The sequence below is a fragment of the Bacillus paranthracis genome, from assembly GCF_024296885.1.
In the GTDB taxonomy this organism is placed as follows: Bacteria; Bacillota; Bacilli; order Bacillales; family Bacillaceae_G; genus Bacillus_A; species Bacillus_A paranthracis.
On the sequence record NZ_CP101135.1, the window covers coordinates 2,547,164 to 2,567,798 of the forward strand.

Below are 20,635 nucleotides of genomic sequence, written 5' to 3' on the forward strand. Positions count from 1 at the left end.
CTCCTCTTATTTGTAAGAAACGTATACATCTTTTAATAACTCTTCATCCTCTGGATATGGACTATTTTCACTAAATTCAATTGATTTTTGAACCGCTTCATCTACTGCCTTTTCCATATCTACAAGCTCAGATTCAGTTAATAAAGCTTCATGAATTAAATGCTTACGGAAATTCACAATCGCATCTTTTTCATTTAAATGTTCTTCTTTTTCTTCTGAAGTTTTATACGTTTGTGCTTCACCTTCGAAATGACCGTAATTACGATATGTCATACATTCAATTATTGTTGGACCACCGCCATTACGCGCACGTTCTACTGCTTCTTCAGCAGCTTTATATACAGCTAGCAGATCTTTTCCATCCACTTGAACACCTGGAATGTTATAAGCTTTCGCACGATCCGCAATAGAATCACAACTTGAAGCATATTCAAATGTCGTTGCTTCACCGTAACCGTTATTTTCAGCGATAAAAATAACTGGTAACTTCCAAATCGCCGCTAAGTTAACCCCTTCATGGAATGTTCCTTCATTATTTGCTCCATCACCGAAGAAACAAACACTTACATCTTTCGTTCCTTTATATTTAGCTGTTAATGCTGAACCGCAAGCAAGCGGGAAACCACCACCTACAATGCCATTTGCACCAAGCATTCCTTTATCTAAATCAGCAATATGCATGGATCCGCCTTTACCTTTACATAATCCTGTCGCTTTCCCGAAAAGTTCAGCCATCATACCGTTTAAATCACAACCTTTTGCGATACAGTGTCCATGTCCTCTATGCGTACTTGTAATACTGTCACTATCCGTTAAGTGGGCACATACACCAACTGCTACCGCTTCTTCCCCAGCGTATAAATGGACGAAACCTGGCAGAACGCCTTGCGCGAATAATTCATGCACCTTATCTTCAAACTTACGAATCTCTAACATTTTTTCGTACATCCAGCGAGCTTGTTCTTTCGTAATTCCATTCCCTTTACTTTCAGTTGTTTTTAACATGTTCAGCCCTCCTATTTTCTTGTTCATCTTTTATATTGCAAGTACCGTGCCAATTTCCAATCCTTGATTTAATAGGTTTTCTCTCTATGTTGAAAATAAAAAAGTGGACAAAATGAGACATTAGTCTCGTTTTGTCCACTTTTGTTCACCTAATTTGAAAATTATTATCTTATTCACCATCAAAACTCTTCTGTAATTTTCGGATGTAAATAATTTGACCGATATGATATGCATTATGAGTAGTTACATTGGCTAGCACTTCCCACCACTTTGCAGAAACAGGAAATCCCACTACATCACTTTCAACCTTTTCTTCATTTATGAGATTTTGCCATAGTAACAGTTTCTCTAGTAGTTTTTCTCGTAATTCATCGAAAGTTTGATTATTTGAAAGCATAAAACTTTTGTTATTATCTCCAATAGAGGGCACAGCATTCACATTCGATTCTTTATATCTAGTTTGCCACGTAGAATTCCAATACAATAAATGTTGTACAATTTCAGCTATACTGTTACTCTCTTCATTCGGTTTCCAGAAAGCTTCCCTCTCAGATAAACCCTTAACTGCATCTGAAAACGGAATATACCAACTAGGATCGTTCGCATTCGCTAATAACTGATCTGCTAATACATCTTTCACATGGGCCATCTCTCTTCCCTCATTTCATAAACGTATTCATACTCACTTCTCTATATATGATAAGTCCGTATAATTCCCTCTTTAAAAACCATAGAATATAGAATTAACATGAATAGCTTTCAAAGAAAGTGTAAGAATAATAGATTTTCTTATCATAACTCGTTATGATAAAAGAAAAAGAAAGCTGGCAGAAAATGAATAAACAAATCGCGGTTATTACAGGAGCTTCAAGTGGATTTGGACTATTAACTACACTCGAACTCGCAAAAAAAGATTATTTAGTTATCGCAACAATGAGAAACCTTGAAAAACAAGGAAACTTATTATCTCAAGTTACTCAACTCAACTTACAGCAAAACATAAAAATTCAACAATTAGATGTAACCGATCAAAACTCTTTACATAACTTTCAATTAGTTTTAAAAGAAATAAACAAAGTGGACCTCCTCATTAATAATGCAGGATATGCCAATGGTGGATTTGTAGAAGAAATTCCAGTAGAGGAATACCGTAAACAATTTGAAACGAACTTTTTTGGAGCTATATCGATTACTCAGCTTGTTTTACCATATATGAGAGAACAAAAAAGCGGAAAAATTATTAATATAAGCAGCATTAGTGGTCAAGTTGGATTTCCTGGTCTATCTCCTTACGTTTCTTCCAAATATGCATTAGAAGGATGGAGTGAATCCCTTCGTTTAGAAGTAAAACCGTTCGGAATAAATGTTGCTTTAGTGGAACCTGGTTCTTATAACACGAATATATGGGAAGTTGGTAAACAATTAGCAGAAAATCACTCTGAAACTACCTCTCCATACAAAGAATATATGGATAAAATACAAAAACATATTAATAGCGGCAGTGATACATTTGGTAATCCGATAGATGTTGCTAATAAAATTGTAGAAATTGCTGAGTCTAAGCGTACGAATTTACGTTATCCAATCGGTAAAGGTGTAAAATTTATGATCTTTGCAAAGAAAATTCTTCCTTGGAGATTGTGGGAATATCTTGTTTTGAGAAGCTTTAAGAAAATGTAATTACCTTTATTGAAAAACATTTTGAAAGAGGCGCTAATTAAATGTTAGGTTTACCATATGGTAAAGTGTTTTTAGTTCCGTGGACTGAAGAGTGGGCAATTGAATTTGTAAAGGAGAAACAATTCATTGAGGAACAAATTGGCGAACATATTTTAGCGATACACCATATTGGTAGTACTTCTATTCCACATTTAAGTGCAAAGCCCATTATTGATATAGCAATTGAATTAGAAAATTATAGGGAAGGTATACATTGTATTAAAAAATTAGAACTACTAAACTATAAATATAGAAAAGATGTATTGCCTGAACGATATTACTTTAATAAAGGTGAGCCAAGAACTCATCAAATTCATATGTATGAAAAAGGGAATACACATTTAATAGAACAATTGCAATTCAGAGATTACTTAATAGTCAATAAAACTGCTCGTATACAGTATGAACAGTTGAAGATTCAACTTTCACAAGCTAATCCTAATGATAAACATCAATATGCAGAGGATAAAACAAATTTTATTACATCGATATTAGCTAAAATACATGCTTAAATTACATAAGAAACCATTTAGTAGTAAATGGTTTCTTATTTATTAGTTACCTCATTATTTGTACCATCAATAATAAAATCTGCAAATTCATGTGGCTTATGACTTTCTACATACATATTTTCAGCAATCATCAACACCTATTATTAGTAGTGATTGCTCTACAGACTTCACTCGAATTTGTTCTAATATTTTATCCCCTTATTTTATATCTATAAACTTACTTTTACGCTGAAATCGGATCAAAGTAAAGTAGTAATGAAATCATAATTACAAATGCAAATAAACCGATTATCGAAAGAATGTATTCTTTCGATTCCCTATCAAATTTCCACTCCATCCATGCCCGTAACGTCCATAACGTTCCAAAAAAAATGAAAAGGGCATACCCTACATTTGCATTTTCATTGCTAGTAACATAAATCATACTACTAACAAAATAAATAATAAACAAGACTATTTCCAATTTTACATGCAAGCTATTTACATGCTTATATCCAAAGAAACCCCTCTTCTCCATATTCAACTTTCTTCTTAAAAATTGCTCAAAAAAATAGCCAGCTATACAAAAAACAAAAATTATAATCCAAAACGTAGAGGTTCTCATTTACATCCCTCCTATTCCTTCATTTGCTTTTTGAAATAAAGTGAACTATATTACGATTATCTTCTTCTAAATAATCTACAATCCCTTCAGGATATGTTGACTTCATCTTTAATTCTTCTATACTTTTCCATATTAATATAATATTCTCATGTTCTTTATGCCTTATCTCATTTGTAATCATCTCTTGAACAGCTCCCCAATGCATCAATGTACAATGGTGACCTTTTTCGTTGTTCCACTCGAAAATATGCTCATTTACAACAGCTAGCTCTTGGACATCAATCTTCAAATCGTATTCTTCCATTAATTCTCGCATTATTGCTTCTTTTGCTGTTTCACCGAATTCAATAGAACCACCTGGAAAACGATAAAATGATTCATTTTCATCGCATTGAACGAGCACTTTAGAGTTATCTCCATTAAAAATAATGACTTCTACACGCAATACAGGTCTTTTCATTACTTTCCTCCATTACATTTTTAATTAAAAATTTATTAAAGAAAGAAATATATGATTAATCCAGTTATTATTAGCGCTGCAACGGCAAATAATGAAATCAAGAACTCGCGCGATTCCTTATCGTATTTCCACTCCATATATGATTGAAATCCGTATAACGTAATAAAAAAGAAAAGAGGTACATACCCCATAAGCATACGGTTTGGACAAAAAGCACTTATTGCAATAACAACTATATAAGAGAAAATAATAATTCTATTCCCCCACTTATGTGTTTCATTCACATATTGATTACCCCATCCTTTTTGTTTCGCTATGTTTAATTTTTTTCTTGCTACTCTTTCAAAAACGAATAAAGATAGTACCCACAAAGTTAATAGAACTATTTTTATAATTGACAGAAAATCCTCTCCTTTTATTTTCTTATTTTAACTTTCTCTGGTTGATCACTCGGATACGTAGCATGTATTTTATTTTCTACGTCCCAACTAATAATTGTCGCACTATCTCGTCCGAATTGATGATGAACGTGCTCTAATACATGATGAACACTTTCTTCAAGTTTTATATTATTTCTATTCATATCATTATATAGATTTAATGGTGTTTCATATCGACGTTCTCCGTATTCTAATACCCCATCTGTCACCATTACAATTCGATTGTTGCCAGTACGTAATTCACGAATTCCTGATGAATAGCAAGGAACAGGTAAATCAAAAGTATTTACGTTACCAATCCATTCGTAAAAATGACGTTGATTTAACGCATATTGTCCTAATTTGTGTAATTCATCATGAAATACATACACTAAACAGTCGCCGATAGATAACCACCATATGTAGTTTTCTTTTCTTACACATAGTAAGCAAGCTGTTTCACCTTTAATTCTTTGGCACTTTTCCTTAAATGAAGAAGATTGAAAGATAGTAAGAATACGATTTTCAATAGATCGAAATACTGTATCAATCGATTCATTCATCATTTCTTTTATATTTTCATATTCTTTTTGAATTGTATTTACTACTAAATCAACACTTTCTGCACTATTATGTCCATCTAATATAGCTGCAAATTCCCAATCACCATTTGACCAAACTAACGCACCATCTTCGTTCTTGTTTGCTCCGGCGCTTATATTTCCGCCGTATTTACCAATTACGATTTCACCATATTGCTTTATCGAAATTTCGTCTAAGCACATTTCTCTACTTCCAACCCATGAATATTGTCTATTATTTGTTATATTCATATTCACTCACCATATACTTTCGTATTCTTTCGCATAGTTTTTTGATTTTTTCTGTATCACCATAAGGCGCACCCATCCATTTCGCTACTTCAGTCGGTGACCAAAACTCTTTTGGTGTATTTGCATAACGCGGTATGATGTGCATATGCATATGTGGTACACCATTTCCTGAAACAAAAGTGTAAATATGTTCTGCACCTTCACTTTCTTTTAGTGCTTTACTTACTCTACTTGATATAAGTCCGAACCTTTTCGCTTCTTCATCTGTTAGTTCAGCAAGACCAGGTACATGTCTTTTTATATCTATCATTACATAACCAAGATACGTTTCTTCGCTATCCCAGTGGACATGTCCAACGTAAACGAGTTCATCTTCGTAAATAGCTCCACCTGGAACTGTAATATTTCCTTTATGTTTTTCACAAATGAAGCAATTTTGTTCTTCTTGATTATTTGTTGGCATATCCATCACCATCCTTTTTATATATAATATCATAAAAAAAGGAAAAATAGGATTTATATTCCGAAAATTCATTCTTTTAATGCAACAATTTTGAATTGAATTTACAACTCATTTTTTCTTCAAAACTACAACTCCAATTACAATCCCAATCACAATTCCGATTACTAAATTATTTGTAAAATAACCTTGGACTACACCAATTACAACCCCTATACCGACGCCTATTGCCAAGGCATCATTGCTTTTTTTCTTTTTAGACAAAATAGCATCTCCTCTCATAATTTTTTCTAAAATAATATCTATTTACATGACTTCACTGTCTCCTAATATATTCGCTATTCCACTTAATAATTTCCAAAAAATGTACTTTATTACTTATACTTTTCCACCACATAATCCTTTTCTTAAGAAGAGATTTTCAAGTCGCTATTAAACAAACATATCGTTATTCATTGAAGAATTAAATCAATGAAATAAAAAAACAAGTTTTTGTGTCAGCTGACGGTTCTGTTATCGTTCGAATATAATTTATTCAAACAAAAAACACACTTTGTATAATAAAGTGTGTTTTTTGTTTATCTTCTTTTTTGATGAAATCCTTGTGTAATGCGGTCTAATATAATCGCAATGACAACAATGGCTAGTCCGGCTTCAAATCCCATTCCGATATTAACTTGTGTTACAGAACGGTATACATCAACTCCAAGACCTGGAGCTCCTACAAGCGATGCTGTTACTACCATTGATAAAGAGAGCATAATACTTTGGTTCACACCAGCCATGATCGTTCCAGTTGCGAGTGGTAATTGTACTTTAAATAATTTTTGTGATGCGGTAGAGCCAAACGCATTCGCTGCTTCTATTAAATCTTCTGGAACTTGTCTAATTCCTAAGTCAGTAAAACGAATTGTCGGTGGCATAGCAAAGATTACTGATGCAATAATCCCAGGTACTACACCTACTCCAAAAAATGTAATCGCGGGAATAAGATATACGAAAGCCGGCATTGTTTGCATAAAATCTAATGTCGGTTTTAAAAATTTTGAAAACCGTTCATTTTGCGAAGCTAAAATACCAATTGGGATACCTACAATGATTGAAATAATAACAGATGTAAGTACAAGGGCTAATGTTTGCATCGTTTGTGCCCAGTAGTTAATATTTAAAATAAATAATAACCCGATTAGTGTAAAAATAACTAAAGATACTTTTCTCGTTGTGTACCAAATGAGGAAACACAAAATAATAATCATCAATATAGCCGGTATTATTGTTAAAAAATTAGTGAGTAAATCAACGAATCCGCCGATAATATAAGAGAATCCTCGGAATAAGCCTTCAAAGTGCTCATATAAACTTGCAACAAATGAGTCGACCCATTCCCCTAAAGGAATACGTGGTATACTATTCATCGTCTTTCACCTCTTCCTCAATATTACCTGCAAGAGCTTGAATGACACTTTCACGTTTAATAATTCCTCTTAACCTTTTCTTTTCATCAATTACTGGTAACGGATATTTCATCTCCGCCATTTTCGCATACGTTTCTTCCAGTAAAGTATCTAAATACACGTGTGGGATATCGGTAAGTAATAAATCAGCAATTGGCCACTGTTTTTGAACTGCTTTACTCGCATCATCTGCCGTTAATATTCCTAAAAACTCATACTTTTTGTTAACAACATACACTGTAGAAACACCGGCATTTCTCATAATTTGAAGTGCTACACGTGGTCCACGGTCAATTAATAACGTCTCTGGTCGTTTTAATATAGATTCCGCCGTTATTACTTTTCCTAAATTCACATCCGCCACGAATTTCTCTACAAATTCATTCGCAGGACTCATCATAATTTCTTCTGGCGTTCCAATTTGGACAACTTCTCCATCTTTCATTAACGCAATTCGATCACCAATTCGAAGGGCTTCATCTAAATCATGCGTAATAAAAATAATTGTTTTTTCCATTTTATCTTGTAATTCTAACAGTTCATCTTGCATTTCTTTTCGAATCAGTGGATCTAATGCACTAAATGACTCATCCATAAGTAGAACATCCGGATCATTCGTAAGCGCTCTCGCAATGCCGACACGCTGTTGCATACCACCACTCAGTTGACTTGGATAATTATCTTTATGATGGTCTAATCCAACTAATTTCAAGGACTCTAACGCTTTTCTCTCTCGTTCCTCTACTGGAACTCCTTGTATTTCTAAACCATATGCAACATTTTGCAAAACGGTACGATGAGGGAATAGAGCGAATTTCTGAAACACCATGCTCATCTTCGTTCTTCTCACTCTTCGCAACTCTTCTTTGCCCATCGTTGCGATATCTTCTCCATCTATGTATATATGCCCCGCTGTTGGTCTAATCAGTTGGTTTAACATACGAACTAACGTCGATTTCCCGCTACCAGACAATCCCATAATAACGAAAATTTCTCCCGTATATACTTCGAACGTCGCCTTTTTTACGCCAACGTTCATTCCTGTCTCTTTCAAAATTTCCGATTTACTTTTTCCTTCTTTTAATAAGGTAAGCGCTCTTTGCGGGTGTTTCCCAAATACTTTTGTTACGTTTTCAACACGTACCTTTGTATTATCCATGTCACTACTCCTTTTCTACCCATCTATTCACATAGTGTTGCGATTTTGCAAAGAAATATTACATAAAAATAACATTTATAAGATTTCTTTAAAATTCTCGTTTCCGTTCATAATAAGAATGCTTACTTATACATTTATTTAAAAAGGCAAACGTTTCTTAGGAGGTTTTTAATGAGAAAGAAAATATGGCTCATATGCCTTGCATTATTTATTACTATGATTTTCTCTTCATGTAATGCAACAAATGCAAATTCGAAAGGAAAAATTAAACTAGGTGTAACAAGTTGGAAAGAAAACATTGCAACAGCAAACATGTGGAAAGTTCTATTAGAACAAAAAGGCTACAAAGTTGAGCTTATGTATTTAGAAAAAGCGGCAATTTGGACTGGTGTTGCTCGCGGTGATGTTGATGCTAATTTAGAAGTATGGCTACCCGTTACGGATAAACCACTAAATGATCGTTATAAAGATGATATTGTCTTAAAATCAAAATGGTATGAAGGAACCGGACTAGGTTTAGTTGTCCCTTCTTATGTGAAAAACATAAACAGCATTGAAGATCTAAATGCACATAAAGATGAACTAGATAATAAAATTGTCGGAATTGAACCTGGCAGCAGTCTAATGAATTTAACAAATAAGGCGATGAAGGAATATGATATTAAACTAAAACTTGTCCAATCTTCTGAAGCGGCGATGATGAGTGAACTAAAGAAAGCATATACGAAAAAGAAACCAATCGCTGTTACGCTTTGGAATCCGCATTGGGGCTTTTCAGAATTTGATTTAAAATATTTAAAAGACCCTAAGAAAGTATATGGTGAAAAAGATGACATTTATTACTCTGTTCGTAAAGGTTTCGAAAAAGATCATCCAGATATCATAAAATACTTTGACAAATGGAAAATGAACGATGAACAGCTCGGTACATTAATGGTCGAGTTAAATAAAACGAAAGATCCCGAAGAAGCGGCGCGAAAATGGATTAAAAAGAACCAAACGTTAGTTGATGAATGGATTAAAGATTAAAAAACCAGGCTAGAGAATGAGCATATTCTCTAGCCTGGTTTATGTTATTTTTTCTCAACGACCCCATCAACAATCCCATATTCTTTAGCTTCCTCTGCTGTCATAAAATAATCTCTTTCCGTATCATGTGCTATTTTTTCGATTGGCTGTCCTGTTCTATCAGCAATAATCTTATTAATGTCATGCTTCAATTTCAATATTCTTTTTGCTGTAATTTCGATTTCTGTTGCTTGCCCTTTTACACCGCCAAGTGGCTGATGAATCATGATTTCACTATTAGGAAGCGCGAATCTTTTTCCTTTTGCACCAGCTAATAGTAAAAGGGCACCAAATGATGCAGCTAAGCCCATACAAAGCGTTTGCACATCCGGTCTAATAAGATTCATTGTATCTAATATTGCAAATCCTGCTGTCGTTGAGCCGCCAGGACTATTAATATACAGAAATATATCTTTCTCCGCATCTTCCGCTTCTAAAAATAATAATTGCGCTACTACACTGCTCGCAACCTGATCATTAATCTCTGAACCGATTATAATAATGCGGTCTTTCAATAACCTTGAATATATATCATAGGAACGTTCTCCTAATTTTGTTTGTTCTACTACATATGGAATTGCATTCATTTTAAATCCCTCCAATAATTTTTATGCCGCGCAAAGCATACAACTGTAGGAAGAGGATTGTTTCACATTAAATAATAAGACTGGCTGTTTAGATGGTAACTTAGTAAAATCTATTGTCGGAAGCAGTTTCGTTAATAATTCCGGTCTCTCCTCTCGAATAGACGTCACTACAACTTCCATATCATCTGTGAATTCAACTATCTCAATCCCTTCTTCACTTACAGTTTTCAACCTATTTCTACTCCGAAACAAAGAAGCTTTTACTGCCCCTTCCGATACGGAACATACTTTAGCAATATCAGCGATACTATATTGAAAAACATCCTTTAATAATAAAATCGTGGATTGCTGTACAGTTAATGAAGATAATACTTTCCCTACCATTTCATGCAAATCTGCAATATTCTCTTGTGGCTCTTCAAAAGTGATTTGTTCTCTTATTTTTTCATGAACAGACTTAGACTTCATCTGATCTAACCAACGATTTCTTGCTATTTTATAGACGAGTGCCATACAAATATCTTTATTTCTATATTTTTGAAGTACTTTACACACTGTTTCTTGGGCGAGATCTTCCCCATCCCATTTGTTTTTCGTTAAAAAAGTACAGTATCTTTTTAACTCTCCATATTGCTCAATTAAAAAATTTATATTTGAATGATTCATATCGATATGATTCTTTAAAATATGAGTAACTTTTGTGCACAAAATAACCACTCCTTTTCAGCGCTTACTTAATTAACGATTCAACAAATAAAAAAGTTACGGGGCATATAAAAAAATTATGTTTATGTTCAATAATTCGCGGTCATAAATATGTTATGTACCATTTTACGTGAGGAGGAACAAATTTGCCAAAATTAACAATTGAAGGTACGGGAACTTTTGATGTACAAGAAGGCACAAAATTAGTATTAGCAATTGAAGACAACGGTGTAAACATACTCCATCGTTGCGGCGGAAAAGCACGTTGCACAACTTGTAGAGTAGAAATTATAGCAGGTGATTTTTGTGAAGCGAATGCAAAGGAAAAAAATGCGATGACAGAAAAAGGGATTGAAGATCATTTACGATTATCTTGTCAAATGCGTGTACATAAGGATATAGTAGTTCGTCCGGTACTTACAGTTGAAAATTCAGGTCTTGATGCTGGACCACGCCCGGCGGAGTAAATCGATGAATTTAAAACAACTCGCTGGTGAATATGCTGCAACTTTCGTAAAAGATGGAATGAAGATTGGGCTTGGTACAGGTTCTACCGTATACTGGACGATAGAAAAATTAGGTGAACGTGTAAAAGAAGGACTATCATTTCAAGCTGTCCCGACATCAAAAGAAACTGAAGTATTAGCTCAGCAACTAAATATCCCACTAATTTCATTAAACGACATACAAAGTCTTGATCTTACAATTGATGGAGCGGATGAAATTGATTCAAATTTACACCTTATAAAAGGAGGGGGTGGCGCATTACTTCGTGAAAAAATCGTTGCCTCCTCCTCTAAAGAACTACTTATCATTGCTGATGAATCAAAACTTGTAACGCATTTAGGTACTTTTCCATTACCTGTTGAAATCATACCTTTTTCATGGAAACAAACCGAAAGTAAAATTCAATCTTTAGGTTGTCAAACAACGTTACGCTTAAAAAATAATGAAACATTTATAACCGATAATAATAACATGATTATTGATTGTGTATTCCCTCATAACATAACGAATCCTGCCAATTTACACAATCATTTAAAAATGATTACTGGTGTAGTTGAAACCGGATTGTTTGTTAATATGACTAGTAAGGCGATTATTGGAACAAAAAACGGGATACAGGAATTATAATGGATGCTGACTCTTACAGTCAGCTTTTTATATTTCTCTTTACTACGTATCATTATGATATACTATGAAAATAAAAGTACATTACACTAGAAAGGGCTGAACAAATTGCACTCCAAACTCATAACAGAACGTACAGATTTAGAAACTGCCTTCTACATTCGAAAAGAAGTATTTGTAAAAGAACAAAATGTCCCTCTTGAAGACGAATTCGATACATTCGATGAAATTGGTGAGACATGTAAACATATTTTAGTTTATTATAATGAGCTTCCCGTTGGTACAGGTCGCATACGATTTGTTGATGGAGCTGGAAAATTAGAACGTATTTGTATTTTAAAAGACTATCGTAAATATGGATTAGGAAAAGTAATTATTCAAGCGTTAGAAGAAATTGCTCGTGAAAAAGAATCTACAAAAGTAAAACTACACGGTCAAACACAGGCTGAAGGATTTTATAAAAAATTAGGTTATCAAACTTCTTCTGATATATTTATGGAAGACGGTATTCCACATATACTTATGACAAAAATATTATCATAATAAAAAGGGCAGTATATGAAACTACATTATGTATTCATATACTACCCTTTTTATTAATAGAAAAATGAATTCTCAAGATGTCCTTTTGCATCAAAGCCCATTATCTCTTAGTTTATATCTTAGTAAAGCTTATACTGTTTTCCATAATGATAAGGCATAAATCCAGTTTGGATCCCCATTTCCTTTATAACTCTGGACTATTTCATATAGACACTCTTCTCATAAATAATCTTCTATTATTACTGATATTACTGACCTACAAATGTAGAAATTTCATCAACAGCTTGTTTATGCCCACTAGATTTTCGAAATGACTCCTTCAAATGCAACGCAGCTTCTTTATATGATGGATTATTTAATACAAGTTCTACACTTTCACGTAGTTGTTCTACAGTTAATTCTTTCATAGATAACTTAATCCCAACTCCTAGATTCTCTACTTGCTTTGCAATTACTGGCTGATCTGCACTTTGCGGAATTACAATGAGTGGAATCCCGTAATTTAATCCTTCATGTGTACTGTTCATTCCGCCATGTGTAATAAACAACTTTGTATATGCAAGTAGTTTCGTTTGTGGCACATAATTTTTTACAATGAAGTTTTTAGGAATTTCACCTAAATCACTTATGTTCGTTTTATTACCAATAGACATCACAATTGTATAATCACTATTCTCGAACGCCTTCATACAAAGTTTATAAAAATCAAGCGCTTCATTAAAAACAGTGCCTAGCGAAATGTAAATCGGGCTTTTTTCTTCAATTGAAATAAAATCAAAGTCTTCATTTTTTACTTGTGCAGAAATAGATGGGCCTACAAATTTATATGTTTCATTAAACGTATCACCGAAAGGTTGAAACTCTTTAACCGTATACACAATAGTGAGTGGTGCTGGGTTACAAAAAACTTCATACGTTGAGTTTATTTCAACACCATATTTCTCTGAAATTCCTTTTGTTAAGCGTTCAAAATCATTATGTATGTTATCTTGAACTTCCACTGGTATATTTTTAGACAAGTGATCTAACATTTGTTCAAACGATCTTTCATCCTGCGCAAAAGATGTACAAGAATTTATTGCTGGAAGCTTTAGAATTTGAGCAATTAAACGACCACACCCAAACATCGAATCGTGAATGATGTAATCAAACTGCTCTCCTTCAATTTGCTCTAAAACACTAGGTATTACCACATCTGCTGTATATAAGAGACCGTTTATTCTTTCTTGCAAATAATTTCGACCACCGGAAAGAAATGCTTTTATAAATCTTTGGTCGTCAATTGTTCTTACAATAGCCCCTGTTTTTTCAATACGTTCTCTGAAAGCTTCTATTGAAAAATAAACTACCTCTTCCCCGCGTGAAACTAATTCTTCTACAACTTGCAACGTTGGATTTATATGTCCTTCTGATCCAGTATTAATGAATAAAACACGTGCCACTTTAAACACTCCTTAATTTAAATCTTCTCTACATTATTTTGCACTTATAATTCTTCTAAATGGACTTAGCGAGCCTAAATCCAAGGTCATCTATATAAAATGTTGGATGACTACGGCGACGACAAGTCGCGCCACAACCTCTAGCTTCTTCAGCCCAACTACCACCTCGAAAAATCCGGTATGCTCCATACACCTTTTCATCATACAAATCATAACACCATTCCCAAACGTTCCCCAACATATCATACAAACCCCATGCATTCGGCTCTTTTTTACCGATGTCTTGAATTTGTCCGTTTGAATTTTCATTATACCAAGCAATCTTTTTCAATTCACCATATATGTATCCAGTAGTTCCTGCTTTACACGCATATTGCCACTCTGCTTCTGAAGGTAATCGGTACCCATCTGAATCTAAATTACAACTAACAATTTGACCACCGTCATTAATAGAATAATATTCTTTTAACCCCGCTTTTTTTGAAAGCAGATTACAAAACATAATGGCATCATTCCATGAGATATTTACAACTGGTTTGTATTTATCTTTGGATAAATTTGATGTATGATTCGTAATCGCATCATACAATTCCATCGTTACAACATACTTTGCAAGAAGAAACGAATTAACTTGGACTTTCCATTCTTTCTTTATTCGATCATCTCTTAATTCTACTTTTCCTGTTGGAATTTTCACCATATTAGAATCAACTAGCCTAATAAATCTATCCAATTCTATCCCCCCAGGTTATTTCTTTTTATAATCTAACTATTTATAGCATCGTACTTCTCTAAAAATAGTCTTACTTCATTTGTAGATTTTAAAATAATAACATCTTTATCCTTACTCAATTGATTTAACTTCTTTAAAATTGTAGGTCGCTTCGTCTTAGGATATTCCCATATCCATTTAAAAAATTGTAAATCAAATCTTTCCTTACATCCCGCGCCCATATCTGGTCTTGTTTTATTCCGATATTGTATAACTCTTTTAAAAGCACGATAAACACATATTGTTCTATGAATATCAAGAAAAATAATTGTATCAGCTGCGTTCATTCTTATGTCCATTGTCCCGCCATAATTCCCATCAATAATCCACTCATCTTCTTTCACTAATTCATTCTGAACCGTTCTTTGCTCTTCTTTCGGTACTCCTTCCCAATTCGGTTTCCAAAATAGTGCATCAAGATGATGTACTTTAATATTTAATTTATTGCCTAACTGCCTTGCTAATGTAGACTTCCCTGAACCACCAGAACCTATTAATATAACTTTTTTCATTTATCGATCCCTTTTCCTTCAAAATATAGGATTTATTATTACAATGAATCTTTGTTACGTTTGCTTTTATTTCAGTAGCTGTGACATCTTTATCTTCAAACCAAAAATTACAATTTCTAATATACCCTCCATAATAAATACCTCCATTTAAAATCGCTTATTCGTCCTTAATATAAACTCAAAAAGAAATCCTACCCCAACACCAATTGTATAAGCAACTAAATCACTCCACAAAAATCCGTACCCTAACACAAGTCCACCTAAAGTCGTTGCACGAATACTATCTATCCATTCAGCATGATACAATTGGCTCACTTCAATCCCGTAGCAAAACATTAAACTAATAAAAGCCAATTTCTTCGTTTCTATTTTAGGAAATAAAAATCCAAATCCAATGAAAATCATTAACGCCCATAAAGCATCACCTAAATAATCATTTAATAGAGCCGGCAGCGCAAAAGCAAATTTTCTTGAACTAAGCCCTAAAATAATAACAAGGATTGTAAACATTGCGTATAGTAATCTATTTCGTTTCGTATTCATTTCAAAACTCCTAATTCATCATTTATAACTGCAAAATAGCTAGTAAAATATAATCATTTTACTAGCTATTTATTAACTGCTTTAACAATAAGAAAATGTGGATTTGTATTTAAATAGTAATAAGATTTTTCATTTACTTCTTTCATCTTTTCAACTGGCCTTGGTTCGACCATTTTTTCTAACATAAAATAATTTGTTGTTTCATTAATAATATCTTGAAGCGACCTTCTAAAAAATTCAACTTCAATTGTAATGTTTGGTTTAACCCAAGTATCTACTAATAATTGTTTTTCGAAATAATTTTTACAAGTAAACTTTGTAAAGTCCATAAAAGGATGATGAACGGAGTATATAAATTCTCCACCTGGCTTCAGTACTCGACGAAACTCCTGAAATACTTGATTCCAATTTTCTAAGTAATGAAGAGTTAACGAACTTACAATTATATCAAAAGTATGATCTTCAAACGGTAATACTTCTTGCAAGTCATGACAAAGAAACGTTGCTTTATCCCCCATACTATCCTTTGCAGCTTTTACCATTTCATAACTTACGTCAATTGCAGTAACATTTGCTCCTCTTTCTACAAATTGAGAAGTATACCATCCAGCTGCACATCCGGCATCGAGTATACTCTTCCCTTCTAATTTCTTTGGAACCATCTCCATCATCGCTGGTCTTTCATAATAGCTGTTATATGGATTTGCCACATCTAGATTTTCTTTATATGTACTCGCTAATTTATCATATGTACCTTTGATCGTGTCTTTCAATACATCCACCCCTTATACATATTAATATAATAACTCTTGCTGCTTTCTCTTTGAAAATGACTGCAGAACTAAATCATACGACCAATCAATCATCTTATTAATTTGCACTTGTTCTACATCTTTATGTATATACACCGTATTCCAATGTTTTTTATTCATATGATAACCCGGAATGATTGTTTCTGGATACTCTTCTCTTAATCTTAGCGCAAGTTCTGGATCACATTTTAATGTAATTGTCGCTTTTTCGCCTTCTTCATGGTTCAATATCGCAAATATTTTATTATTAAGCCTCATACATGTTGCATTCCAACCATCTGGTGAATCTTCTGTCGCTTTTCTTTTCGATAAACAATATTCCCTTGTTGCATTCATTCTAATTCTCCCCTTATTCTTTCACTATTTGATTACGATGCATCACAATTTGTTTCGTCGCTTGAAATTGTTTTTGACCATAAAACTTTATAAGCTTCTCTCCACAAAATAAGCTCACAATATCGATATGAGATATTTCTTCAAGTAACATTGTAAGCATCTTCTCTCCAATACCTTTATTCCTTACCCTCTCATGCACAACAACATCTTCTAAGTACGCTCGAAAAACACCATCTGAAACAACTCTAGCAAAACCAATTAACTCATTTTCTTTCCATACCCCAATTGCTATACTGTTTTTTAACATTTTTTGAATATCGATTTCTTTTCTTTCTGGCCACCAACCGACAGAATCGTAAAGCCTCTTTAATTTTTCTGAACAGATCGGTTTCTCATCTTGTAATTTATATGTATACATTTTCTTTCTCCCATTTAACATGATATAAATTATTATAAATGATTTTATAAATTTATAATATGGATTTTACAATTGCAATATAAACAATTCTCTAATATCTTTCCTATCTCCTCTATTAAGTTAGATTATTTCAAATTAACGAATTTATGGAAATACAAAACAACTAATGAAATATTTACCTATTAAACTTTGAATTACTTGTAAGAAATGGTAAAATTAATAAGGTAAAAAATACATTAAGTGAGGCGATTTTTTGAAAAAGTTTAGTTTATTACTAACAGCATTTGTCATGATTTTAACATTGTTCATTCCAAATCTTACAAGTGCTAAAGCTTTCCCAGATGTCCAATCTAATCATTGGGCAATTAAGGAAATTAACTATTTATCGGATAAAGGTATCATTAATGGTACGCCAGAAGGAACTTTTAAACCGGGTGATGATGTAACTCGTGGACAAATGGCCTTAATGCTAGATTTATCATTAAAATTAGAAAAACCATCTAGCTATAATCATATTTTTTCCGATGTAGCCAAAGGTATCTATTACTATGATTCTGTACATAAGTTAGCACATAATAACATTGTACAACGTGAAACAAACTATTTTCCTGACCGTTCATTAACTCGTGCAGAAATGGCAGTAGTTTTAGTTAAAACTTTTAATTTGCAACCTACAGGTGCAGACGTCAATTTCCCTGATGTTCCATCTACTCATTGGGGTTACAATTTTGTCAAAATTTTAGCTCAAAATAATATTACGGCTGGGTTTCCTGATGGTACATTTGGTCCAGACGTAAAAGTAACTCGTGAACAGTTCGCCGCATTTTTAGCTCGTGTATTAGAACCTAGTTTCCGTCCGGCTCTTCCTAATCCTAAAGGCGAGTTAGAAGTTCATTATATTGATGTAGGACAAGGTGATGCTACTTTTATTAAATCTCCAAGTGGCGAAACGATCCTTATTGACGGTGGTAACAACGGAAAAGGTAAAGTAGTAGCAGATTATTTAAAAGGATTAAGATTCCAAACTATTGATTATATGATCGCCACTCATCCTGATGCTGATCATGTAGGCGGATTAGATGAAGTCTTATATTCTATGAATGTAAAAAACGTTTACGCACCTAAAGTAAGTCATACGACACAAACGTTTAAAGACTTTTTAACTGCAGTAGCTAACAAGGGGTTAACTATTAAAGAAACGAAATCTGGAGTAACTTTACCAATTAATGGTTTAAACTCACAATTTTTAGCTCCTGTAAAAGAATACGGTAACGATCTAAATGAGTGGAGTGCTGTATTAAAAGTAACACATGGCAGCAAATCTTTCTTATTTACTGGTGATGCTGAATCTAAAAGTGAAAAAGATATGCTTGCAACGTACGGTTCCGGCCTAAAATCCGATGTATTAAAACCTGGCCACCATGGAAGTAAGACATCTTCTTCTCAGCCATTTTTAGATGCAGTGAAACCAAGTATCGCTGTGATCAGTGCAGGTGCAGGTAACCGCTATGGTCATCCTACACAGGAAACTTTAGCAAAGTTAAATGCAATGTCTGTTAAAGTATATAGAACTGATTTAAATGGAACTGTAATTATTACGAGTGATGGTTCTAACATTTCTGTAAGAACGGAGAGATAATTGTGAAAAGAGGTATTATTGACCGTTTTGAAGGCGAACTAGCAGTTATTGAAGTGAATAACGTAACAATGGATGTACCTAAATCAAAACTCCCTTCCACTGCAAAAGAGGGTGATGTTCTTATAATAGAGGATGATACGTATACAATTGATAAGGATGAAACAGATAAAAGAAGACGTGAAATACAAGATTTAATGAATAAGCTATTTGAATAGTAAAAAAAGAAAATCCTTGTAATACGAATCGAAATATTTCTTCGCATAATTGCATCAGATTGATTAATTTCTATAAACTAAAAAAAGCATCGCCTTATTGGCGATGCTTTTAAAATCCACTTTTCTTGCAAAACACGAATACTATAACCTCTTCTCTAAAAAGTGTTGACTATGCCCTTTAGGATGATCTTCAACAACACCATATTCTCGGTAGCCATGCTTTTTATAAAACTCTGGCGCTTGAAAACTAAATGAATCTAATAATATTAATCTACAACCTTTTTCCTTCGCAATATCTTCAATTTTATGTAATAGTTGACTACCATAACCATCATGACGAACTGAATCATCAACCCATAAAAAATCTATATGAAGATGATAAAAATACATCGTTCCTGTTACCCCGCCAAAGATTTTTCCAGCCTCATCTTTCAGAACAAAACTTACTTGTTCCATCGGCTGTTTTGCTTCATCTGTTAAAATAGACATGTTATATTGAATGACTTTATTCTTTATATATTCTCCTTCTATGCGAGTACCATTCTCTATATGTTTCATATATTTCTTCCTTTCAGCTTAGTAAGCTACCTCTCATTTTTACTTTTCCTTTTTAAAATACTAATAAATACGAAACCACCATAAGTAACAAAGCATGAAAAACCAATTATGCCTGGTACAGAGACATAACCTGTTCTTATATAACTAATAACCGCAAAGCAAGCGATAGACAATAAAATAGATGGCCAAAATATAAGAGCTGTTTTTCTTCGTCTCTCTTTCGATGTACTTTCTTTCTCTTCAGAAACACGTGTGCCAAAAAGCAATACAATACAAATAAGGATTGCTGCAAAGTAAATCGTATCTAATGACAGAGTATGATCGTAAATTGTGATTCCAACTTCCAAGGCAATAATTATTACTATTAATATAATGATTGTTGATGTCTTTAAGTTTCTTTTCAATTACTCACTCCTAGCGTACTTTCACTATATTCTTTGTATATGTACTTCAAAGCTACTACAAAAGCTTCATCTACCTCTTTATTTTCACGTCGATTCGGTAAATCTTTTCCCCCAATAACATAAAGAAACGGGAATTCGTTAAATATTCCTAACGATTATTTTTTGTAGAATAAATAGCTATCCCAACATGATCAGAATGTATCTCTTTCATTTTTTGAATGACAGTTTCCATTTCCCAGCCTCTTTTCCAAACGTTATATTATTTTTTAATAATTCAATATATAATATAAAATCCCTTTTTTAGAAAAGCATTCTTATGATTACA

General features: G+C 33.3%; 29 protein-coding genes and 3 pseudogenes. 8 read left to right on the top strand and 24 right to left on the bottom strand.

Annotation, left to right across the window (positions count from 1 at the left end):
* Positions 1-6: 6 nt before the first annotated feature.
* Both acoA and NLJ82_RS13055 read right to left on the bottom strand, forming a co-directional pair.
* Positions 7-1,005: an acetoin:2,6-dichlorophenolindophenol oxidoreductase subunit alpha gene (gene acoA, locus NLJ82_RS13050; RefSeq protein ID WP_000921306.1), complete on the bottom strand. Its 999-nt coding sequence runs from the start codon at positions 1,003-1,005 to the stop codon at positions 7-9.
* 169 nt (positions 1,006-1,174) lie between these two features.
* Positions 1,175-1,654, bottom strand: coding sequence for a DinB family protein (locus NLJ82_RS13055; protein WP_000951611.1), 480 nt, complete (start codon positions 1,652-1,654; stop codon positions 1,175-1,177).
* 185 nt (positions 1,655-1,839) lie between these two features.
* Between NLJ82_RS13055 and NLJ82_RS13060 the strand changes: the two genes are divergently transcribed.
* Positions 1,840-2,685 carry an oxidoreductase gene (locus NLJ82_RS13060; protein WP_001041244.1) on the top strand — a complete coding sequence of 282 codons (846 nt, stop codon included), beginning with the start codon at positions 1,840-1,842 and terminating at the stop codon, positions 2,683-2,685.
* A 41-nt stretch (positions 2,686-2,726) separates the two neighbouring features.
* On the top strand, positions 2,727-3,236 hold the full coding sequence (locus NLJ82_RS13065; RefSeq protein WP_000901193.1) for a GrpB family protein: 510 nt from the start codon (positions 2,727-2,729) through the stop codon (positions 3,234-3,236).
* A 35-nt stretch (positions 3,237-3,271) separates the two neighbouring features.
* Here NLJ82_RS13065 and NLJ82_RS13070 read toward each other — a convergent pair.
* The 9 genes and pseudogenes from NLJ82_RS13070 to NLJ82_RS13110 form a co-directional block, all read right to left on the bottom strand.
* Positions 3,272-3,367: pseudogene (locus NLJ82_RS13070) on the bottom strand (uridine kinase); the annotation flags it as partial.
* A 92-nt stretch (positions 3,368-3,459) separates the two neighbouring features.
* Positions 3,460-3,840, bottom strand: a complete 381-nt coding sequence (locus NLJ82_RS13075) for a DUF4181 domain-containing protein (protein WP_001260750.1) — start codon at positions 3,838-3,840, stop codon at positions 3,460-3,462.
* A 19-nt stretch (positions 3,841-3,859) separates the two neighbouring features.
* Positions 3,860-4,300, bottom strand: a complete 441-nt coding sequence (locus NLJ82_RS13080; protein ID WP_000828563.1) for an NUDIX domain-containing protein — start codon at positions 4,298-4,300, stop codon at positions 3,860-3,862.
* 35 nt (positions 4,301-4,335) lie between these two features.
* Positions 4,336-4,671: a DUF4181 domain-containing protein gene (locus NLJ82_RS13085; protein WP_000270096.1), complete on the bottom strand. Its 336-nt coding sequence runs from the start codon at positions 4,669-4,671 to the stop codon at positions 4,336-4,338.
* 44 nt (positions 4,672-4,715) lie between these two features.
* Positions 4,716-5,552 carry a PP2C family serine/threonine-protein phosphatase gene (locus NLJ82_RS13090; RefSeq protein WP_001027908.1) on the bottom strand — a complete coding sequence of 279 codons (837 nt, stop codon included), beginning with the start codon at positions 5,550-5,552 and terminating at the stop codon, positions 4,716-4,718.
* Entirely contained in the window at positions 5,536-6,021 is a 486-nt protein-coding gene (locus NLJ82_RS13095; protein WP_029141132.1) for an HIT family protein, read from the bottom strand. Before NLJ82_RS13095 ends, NLJ82_RS13090 begins: the two co-directional genes overlap by 17 nt.
* A 102-nt stretch (positions 6,022-6,123) precedes the next feature.
* Entirely contained in the window at positions 6,124-6,294 is a 171-nt protein-coding gene (locus tag NLJ82_RS13100; RefSeq protein ID WP_001992228.1) for a glycine zipper domain-containing protein, read from the bottom strand.
* A gap of 296 nt (positions 6,295-6,590) precedes the next feature.
* A complete protein-coding gene (locus tag NLJ82_RS13105; protein WP_001084762.1) occupies positions 6,591-7,427 on the bottom strand; it encodes an ABC transporter permease in 837 nt (278 codons plus the stop codon).
* Positions 7,420-8,625 carry a quaternary amine ABC transporter ATP-binding protein gene (locus NLJ82_RS13110; RefSeq protein ID WP_000370623.1) on the bottom strand — a complete coding sequence of 402 codons (1,206 nt, stop codon included), beginning with the start codon at positions 8,623-8,625 and terminating at the stop codon, positions 7,420-7,422. Before NLJ82_RS13110 ends, NLJ82_RS13105 begins: the two co-directional genes overlap by 8 nt.
* A gap of 171 nt (positions 8,626-8,796) precedes the next feature.
* Here NLJ82_RS13110 and NLJ82_RS13115 point away from each other — a divergent pair, with 171 nt between their 5' ends.
* Entirely contained in the window at positions 8,797-9,654 is an 858-nt protein-coding gene (locus NLJ82_RS13115) for a glycine betaine ABC transporter substrate-binding protein (RefSeq protein ID WP_001227648.1), read from the top strand.
* Positions 9,655-9,698: 44 nt separating this feature from the next.
* Here NLJ82_RS13115 and clpP read toward each other — a convergent pair whose 3' ends face one another.
* Complete coding sequence (gene clpP / locus NLJ82_RS13120) at positions 9,699-10,280, bottom strand: ATP-dependent Clp endopeptidase proteolytic subunit ClpP (RefSeq protein ID WP_000991618.1); 582 nt, start codon at positions 10,278-10,280, stop codon at positions 9,699-9,701.
* Positions 10,281-10,301: 21 nt separating this feature from the next.
* Positions 10,302-10,988, bottom strand: coding sequence for an RNA polymerase subunit sigma-70 (locus NLJ82_RS13125; protein ID WP_000337484.1), 687 nt, complete (start codon positions 10,986-10,988; stop codon positions 10,302-10,304).
* 143 nt (positions 10,989-11,131) lie between these two features.
* On the opposite strand from NLJ82_RS13125, the gene NLJ82_RS13130 reads away from it, so the two are divergent.
* The 3 genes from NLJ82_RS13130 to NLJ82_RS13140 all read left to right on the top strand — a co-directional run bounded on the left by NLJ82_RS13130 (position 11,132) and on the right by NLJ82_RS13140 (position 12,659).
* Complete coding sequence (locus NLJ82_RS13130) at positions 11,132-11,452, top strand: 2Fe-2S iron-sulfur cluster-binding protein (RefSeq protein ID WP_001125397.1); 321 nt, start codon at positions 11,132-11,134, stop codon at positions 11,450-11,452.
* 4 nt (positions 11,453-11,456) lie between these two features.
* On the top strand, positions 11,457-12,119 hold the full coding sequence (gene rpiA / locus NLJ82_RS13135) for a ribose 5-phosphate isomerase A (RefSeq protein ID WP_001050000.1): 663 nt from the start codon (positions 11,457-11,459) through the stop codon (positions 12,117-12,119).
* Between the two features lie 105 nt (positions 12,120-12,224).
* Positions 12,225-12,659 carry a GNAT family N-acetyltransferase gene (locus NLJ82_RS13140; RefSeq protein ID WP_000555726.1) on the top strand — a complete coding sequence of 145 codons (435 nt, stop codon included), beginning with the start codon at positions 12,225-12,227 and terminating at the stop codon, positions 12,657-12,659.
* A gap of 248 nt (positions 12,660-12,907) precedes the next feature.
* Here the strand turns inward: NLJ82_RS13140 and NLJ82_RS13145 are convergent, their stop codons facing one another.
* The 8 genes and pseudogenes from NLJ82_RS13145 to NLJ82_RS13180 all read right to left on the bottom strand — a co-directional run bounded on the left by NLJ82_RS13145 (position 12,908) and on the right by NLJ82_RS13180 (position 17,494).
* Positions 12,908-14,101: a macrolide family glycosyltransferase gene (locus NLJ82_RS13145; protein WP_000124907.1), complete on the bottom strand. Its 1,194-nt coding sequence runs from the start codon at positions 14,099-14,101 to the stop codon at positions 12,908-12,910.
* Between the two features lie 55 nt (positions 14,102-14,156).
* Positions 14,157-14,801 carry a formylglycine-generating enzyme family protein gene (locus NLJ82_RS13150; RefSeq protein WP_012644441.1) on the bottom strand — a complete coding sequence of 215 codons (645 nt, stop codon included), beginning with the start codon at positions 14,799-14,801 and terminating at the stop codon, positions 14,157-14,159.
* A gap of 65 nt (positions 14,802-14,866) precedes the next feature.
* A complete protein-coding gene (locus NLJ82_RS13155; protein ID WP_000755803.1) occupies positions 14,867-15,385 on the bottom strand; it encodes a DNA topology modulation protein in 519 nt (172 codons plus the stop codon).
* Positions 15,381-15,517, bottom strand: a pseudogene (locus NLJ82_RS13160) (aminoglycoside phosphotransferase); the annotation flags it as partial. The gene NLJ82_RS13155 and the pseudogene NLJ82_RS13160, both read right to left, overlap by 5 nt.
* Positions 15,518-15,532: 15 nt before the next feature.
* Positions 15,533-15,928 (bottom strand): ribosomal maturation YjgA family protein, encoded by a 396-nt coding sequence (locus NLJ82_RS13165; RefSeq protein ID WP_001093433.1) that lies wholly within the window; start codon positions 15,926-15,928, stop codon positions 15,533-15,535.
* Positions 15,929-15,993: 65 nt separating this feature from the next.
* Positions 15,994-16,701, bottom strand: coding sequence for a class I SAM-dependent methyltransferase (locus NLJ82_RS13170; protein ID WP_000655497.1), 708 nt, complete (start codon positions 16,699-16,701; stop codon positions 15,994-15,996).
* A 21-nt stretch (positions 16,702-16,722) separates the two neighbouring features.
* The gene (locus NLJ82_RS13175; protein WP_000994637.1) at positions 16,723-17,076 is read right to left on the bottom strand and encodes an MmcQ/YjbR family DNA-binding protein; all 354 of its coding nucleotides are present in this window, start codon (positions 17,074-17,076) and stop codon (positions 16,723-16,725) included.
* Positions 17,077-17,089: 13 nt separating this feature from the next.
* The gene (locus NLJ82_RS13180; RefSeq protein WP_000288939.1) at positions 17,090-17,494 is read right to left on the bottom strand and encodes a GNAT family N-acetyltransferase; all 405 of its coding nucleotides are present in this window, start codon (positions 17,492-17,494) and stop codon (positions 17,090-17,092) included.
* 253 nt (positions 17,495-17,747) lie between these two features.
* Here NLJ82_RS13180 and NLJ82_RS13185 point away from each other — a divergent pair, with 253 nt between their 5' ends.
* The gene (locus NLJ82_RS13185; RefSeq protein ID WP_000714656.1) at positions 17,748-19,133 is read left to right on the top strand and encodes an S-layer homology domain-containing protein; all 1,386 of its coding nucleotides are present in this window, start codon (positions 17,748-17,750) and stop codon (positions 19,131-19,133) included.
* A 2-nt stretch (positions 19,134-19,135) separates the two neighbouring features.
* Positions 19,136-19,348, top strand: a complete 213-nt coding sequence (locus tag NLJ82_RS13190) for a DUF3006 domain-containing protein (protein ID WP_000820166.1) — start codon at positions 19,136-19,138, stop codon at positions 19,346-19,348.
* 141 nt (positions 19,349-19,489) lie between these two features.
* On the opposite strand, the gene NLJ82_RS13195 is transcribed toward NLJ82_RS13190, so the two are convergent.
* The 3 genes and pseudogenes from NLJ82_RS13195 to NLJ82_RS28900 form a co-directional block, all read right to left on the bottom strand.
* Positions 19,490-19,906, bottom strand: a complete 417-nt coding sequence (locus NLJ82_RS13195; RefSeq protein ID WP_000680408.1) for a GNAT family N-acetyltransferase — start codon at positions 19,904-19,906, stop codon at positions 19,490-19,492.
* A 26-nt stretch (positions 19,907-19,932) separates the two neighbouring features.
* A complete protein-coding gene (locus NLJ82_RS13200; protein WP_000828005.1) occupies positions 19,933-20,310 on the bottom strand; it encodes a hypothetical protein in 378 nt (125 codons plus the stop codon).
* A pseudogene (locus NLJ82_RS28900) lies at positions 20,307-20,462 on the bottom strand (serine hydrolase); the annotation flags it as partial. The pseudogene NLJ82_RS28900 and the gene NLJ82_RS13200, both read right to left, overlap by 4 nt.
* Between the last annotated feature and the right edge of the window lie 173 nt (positions 20,463-20,635).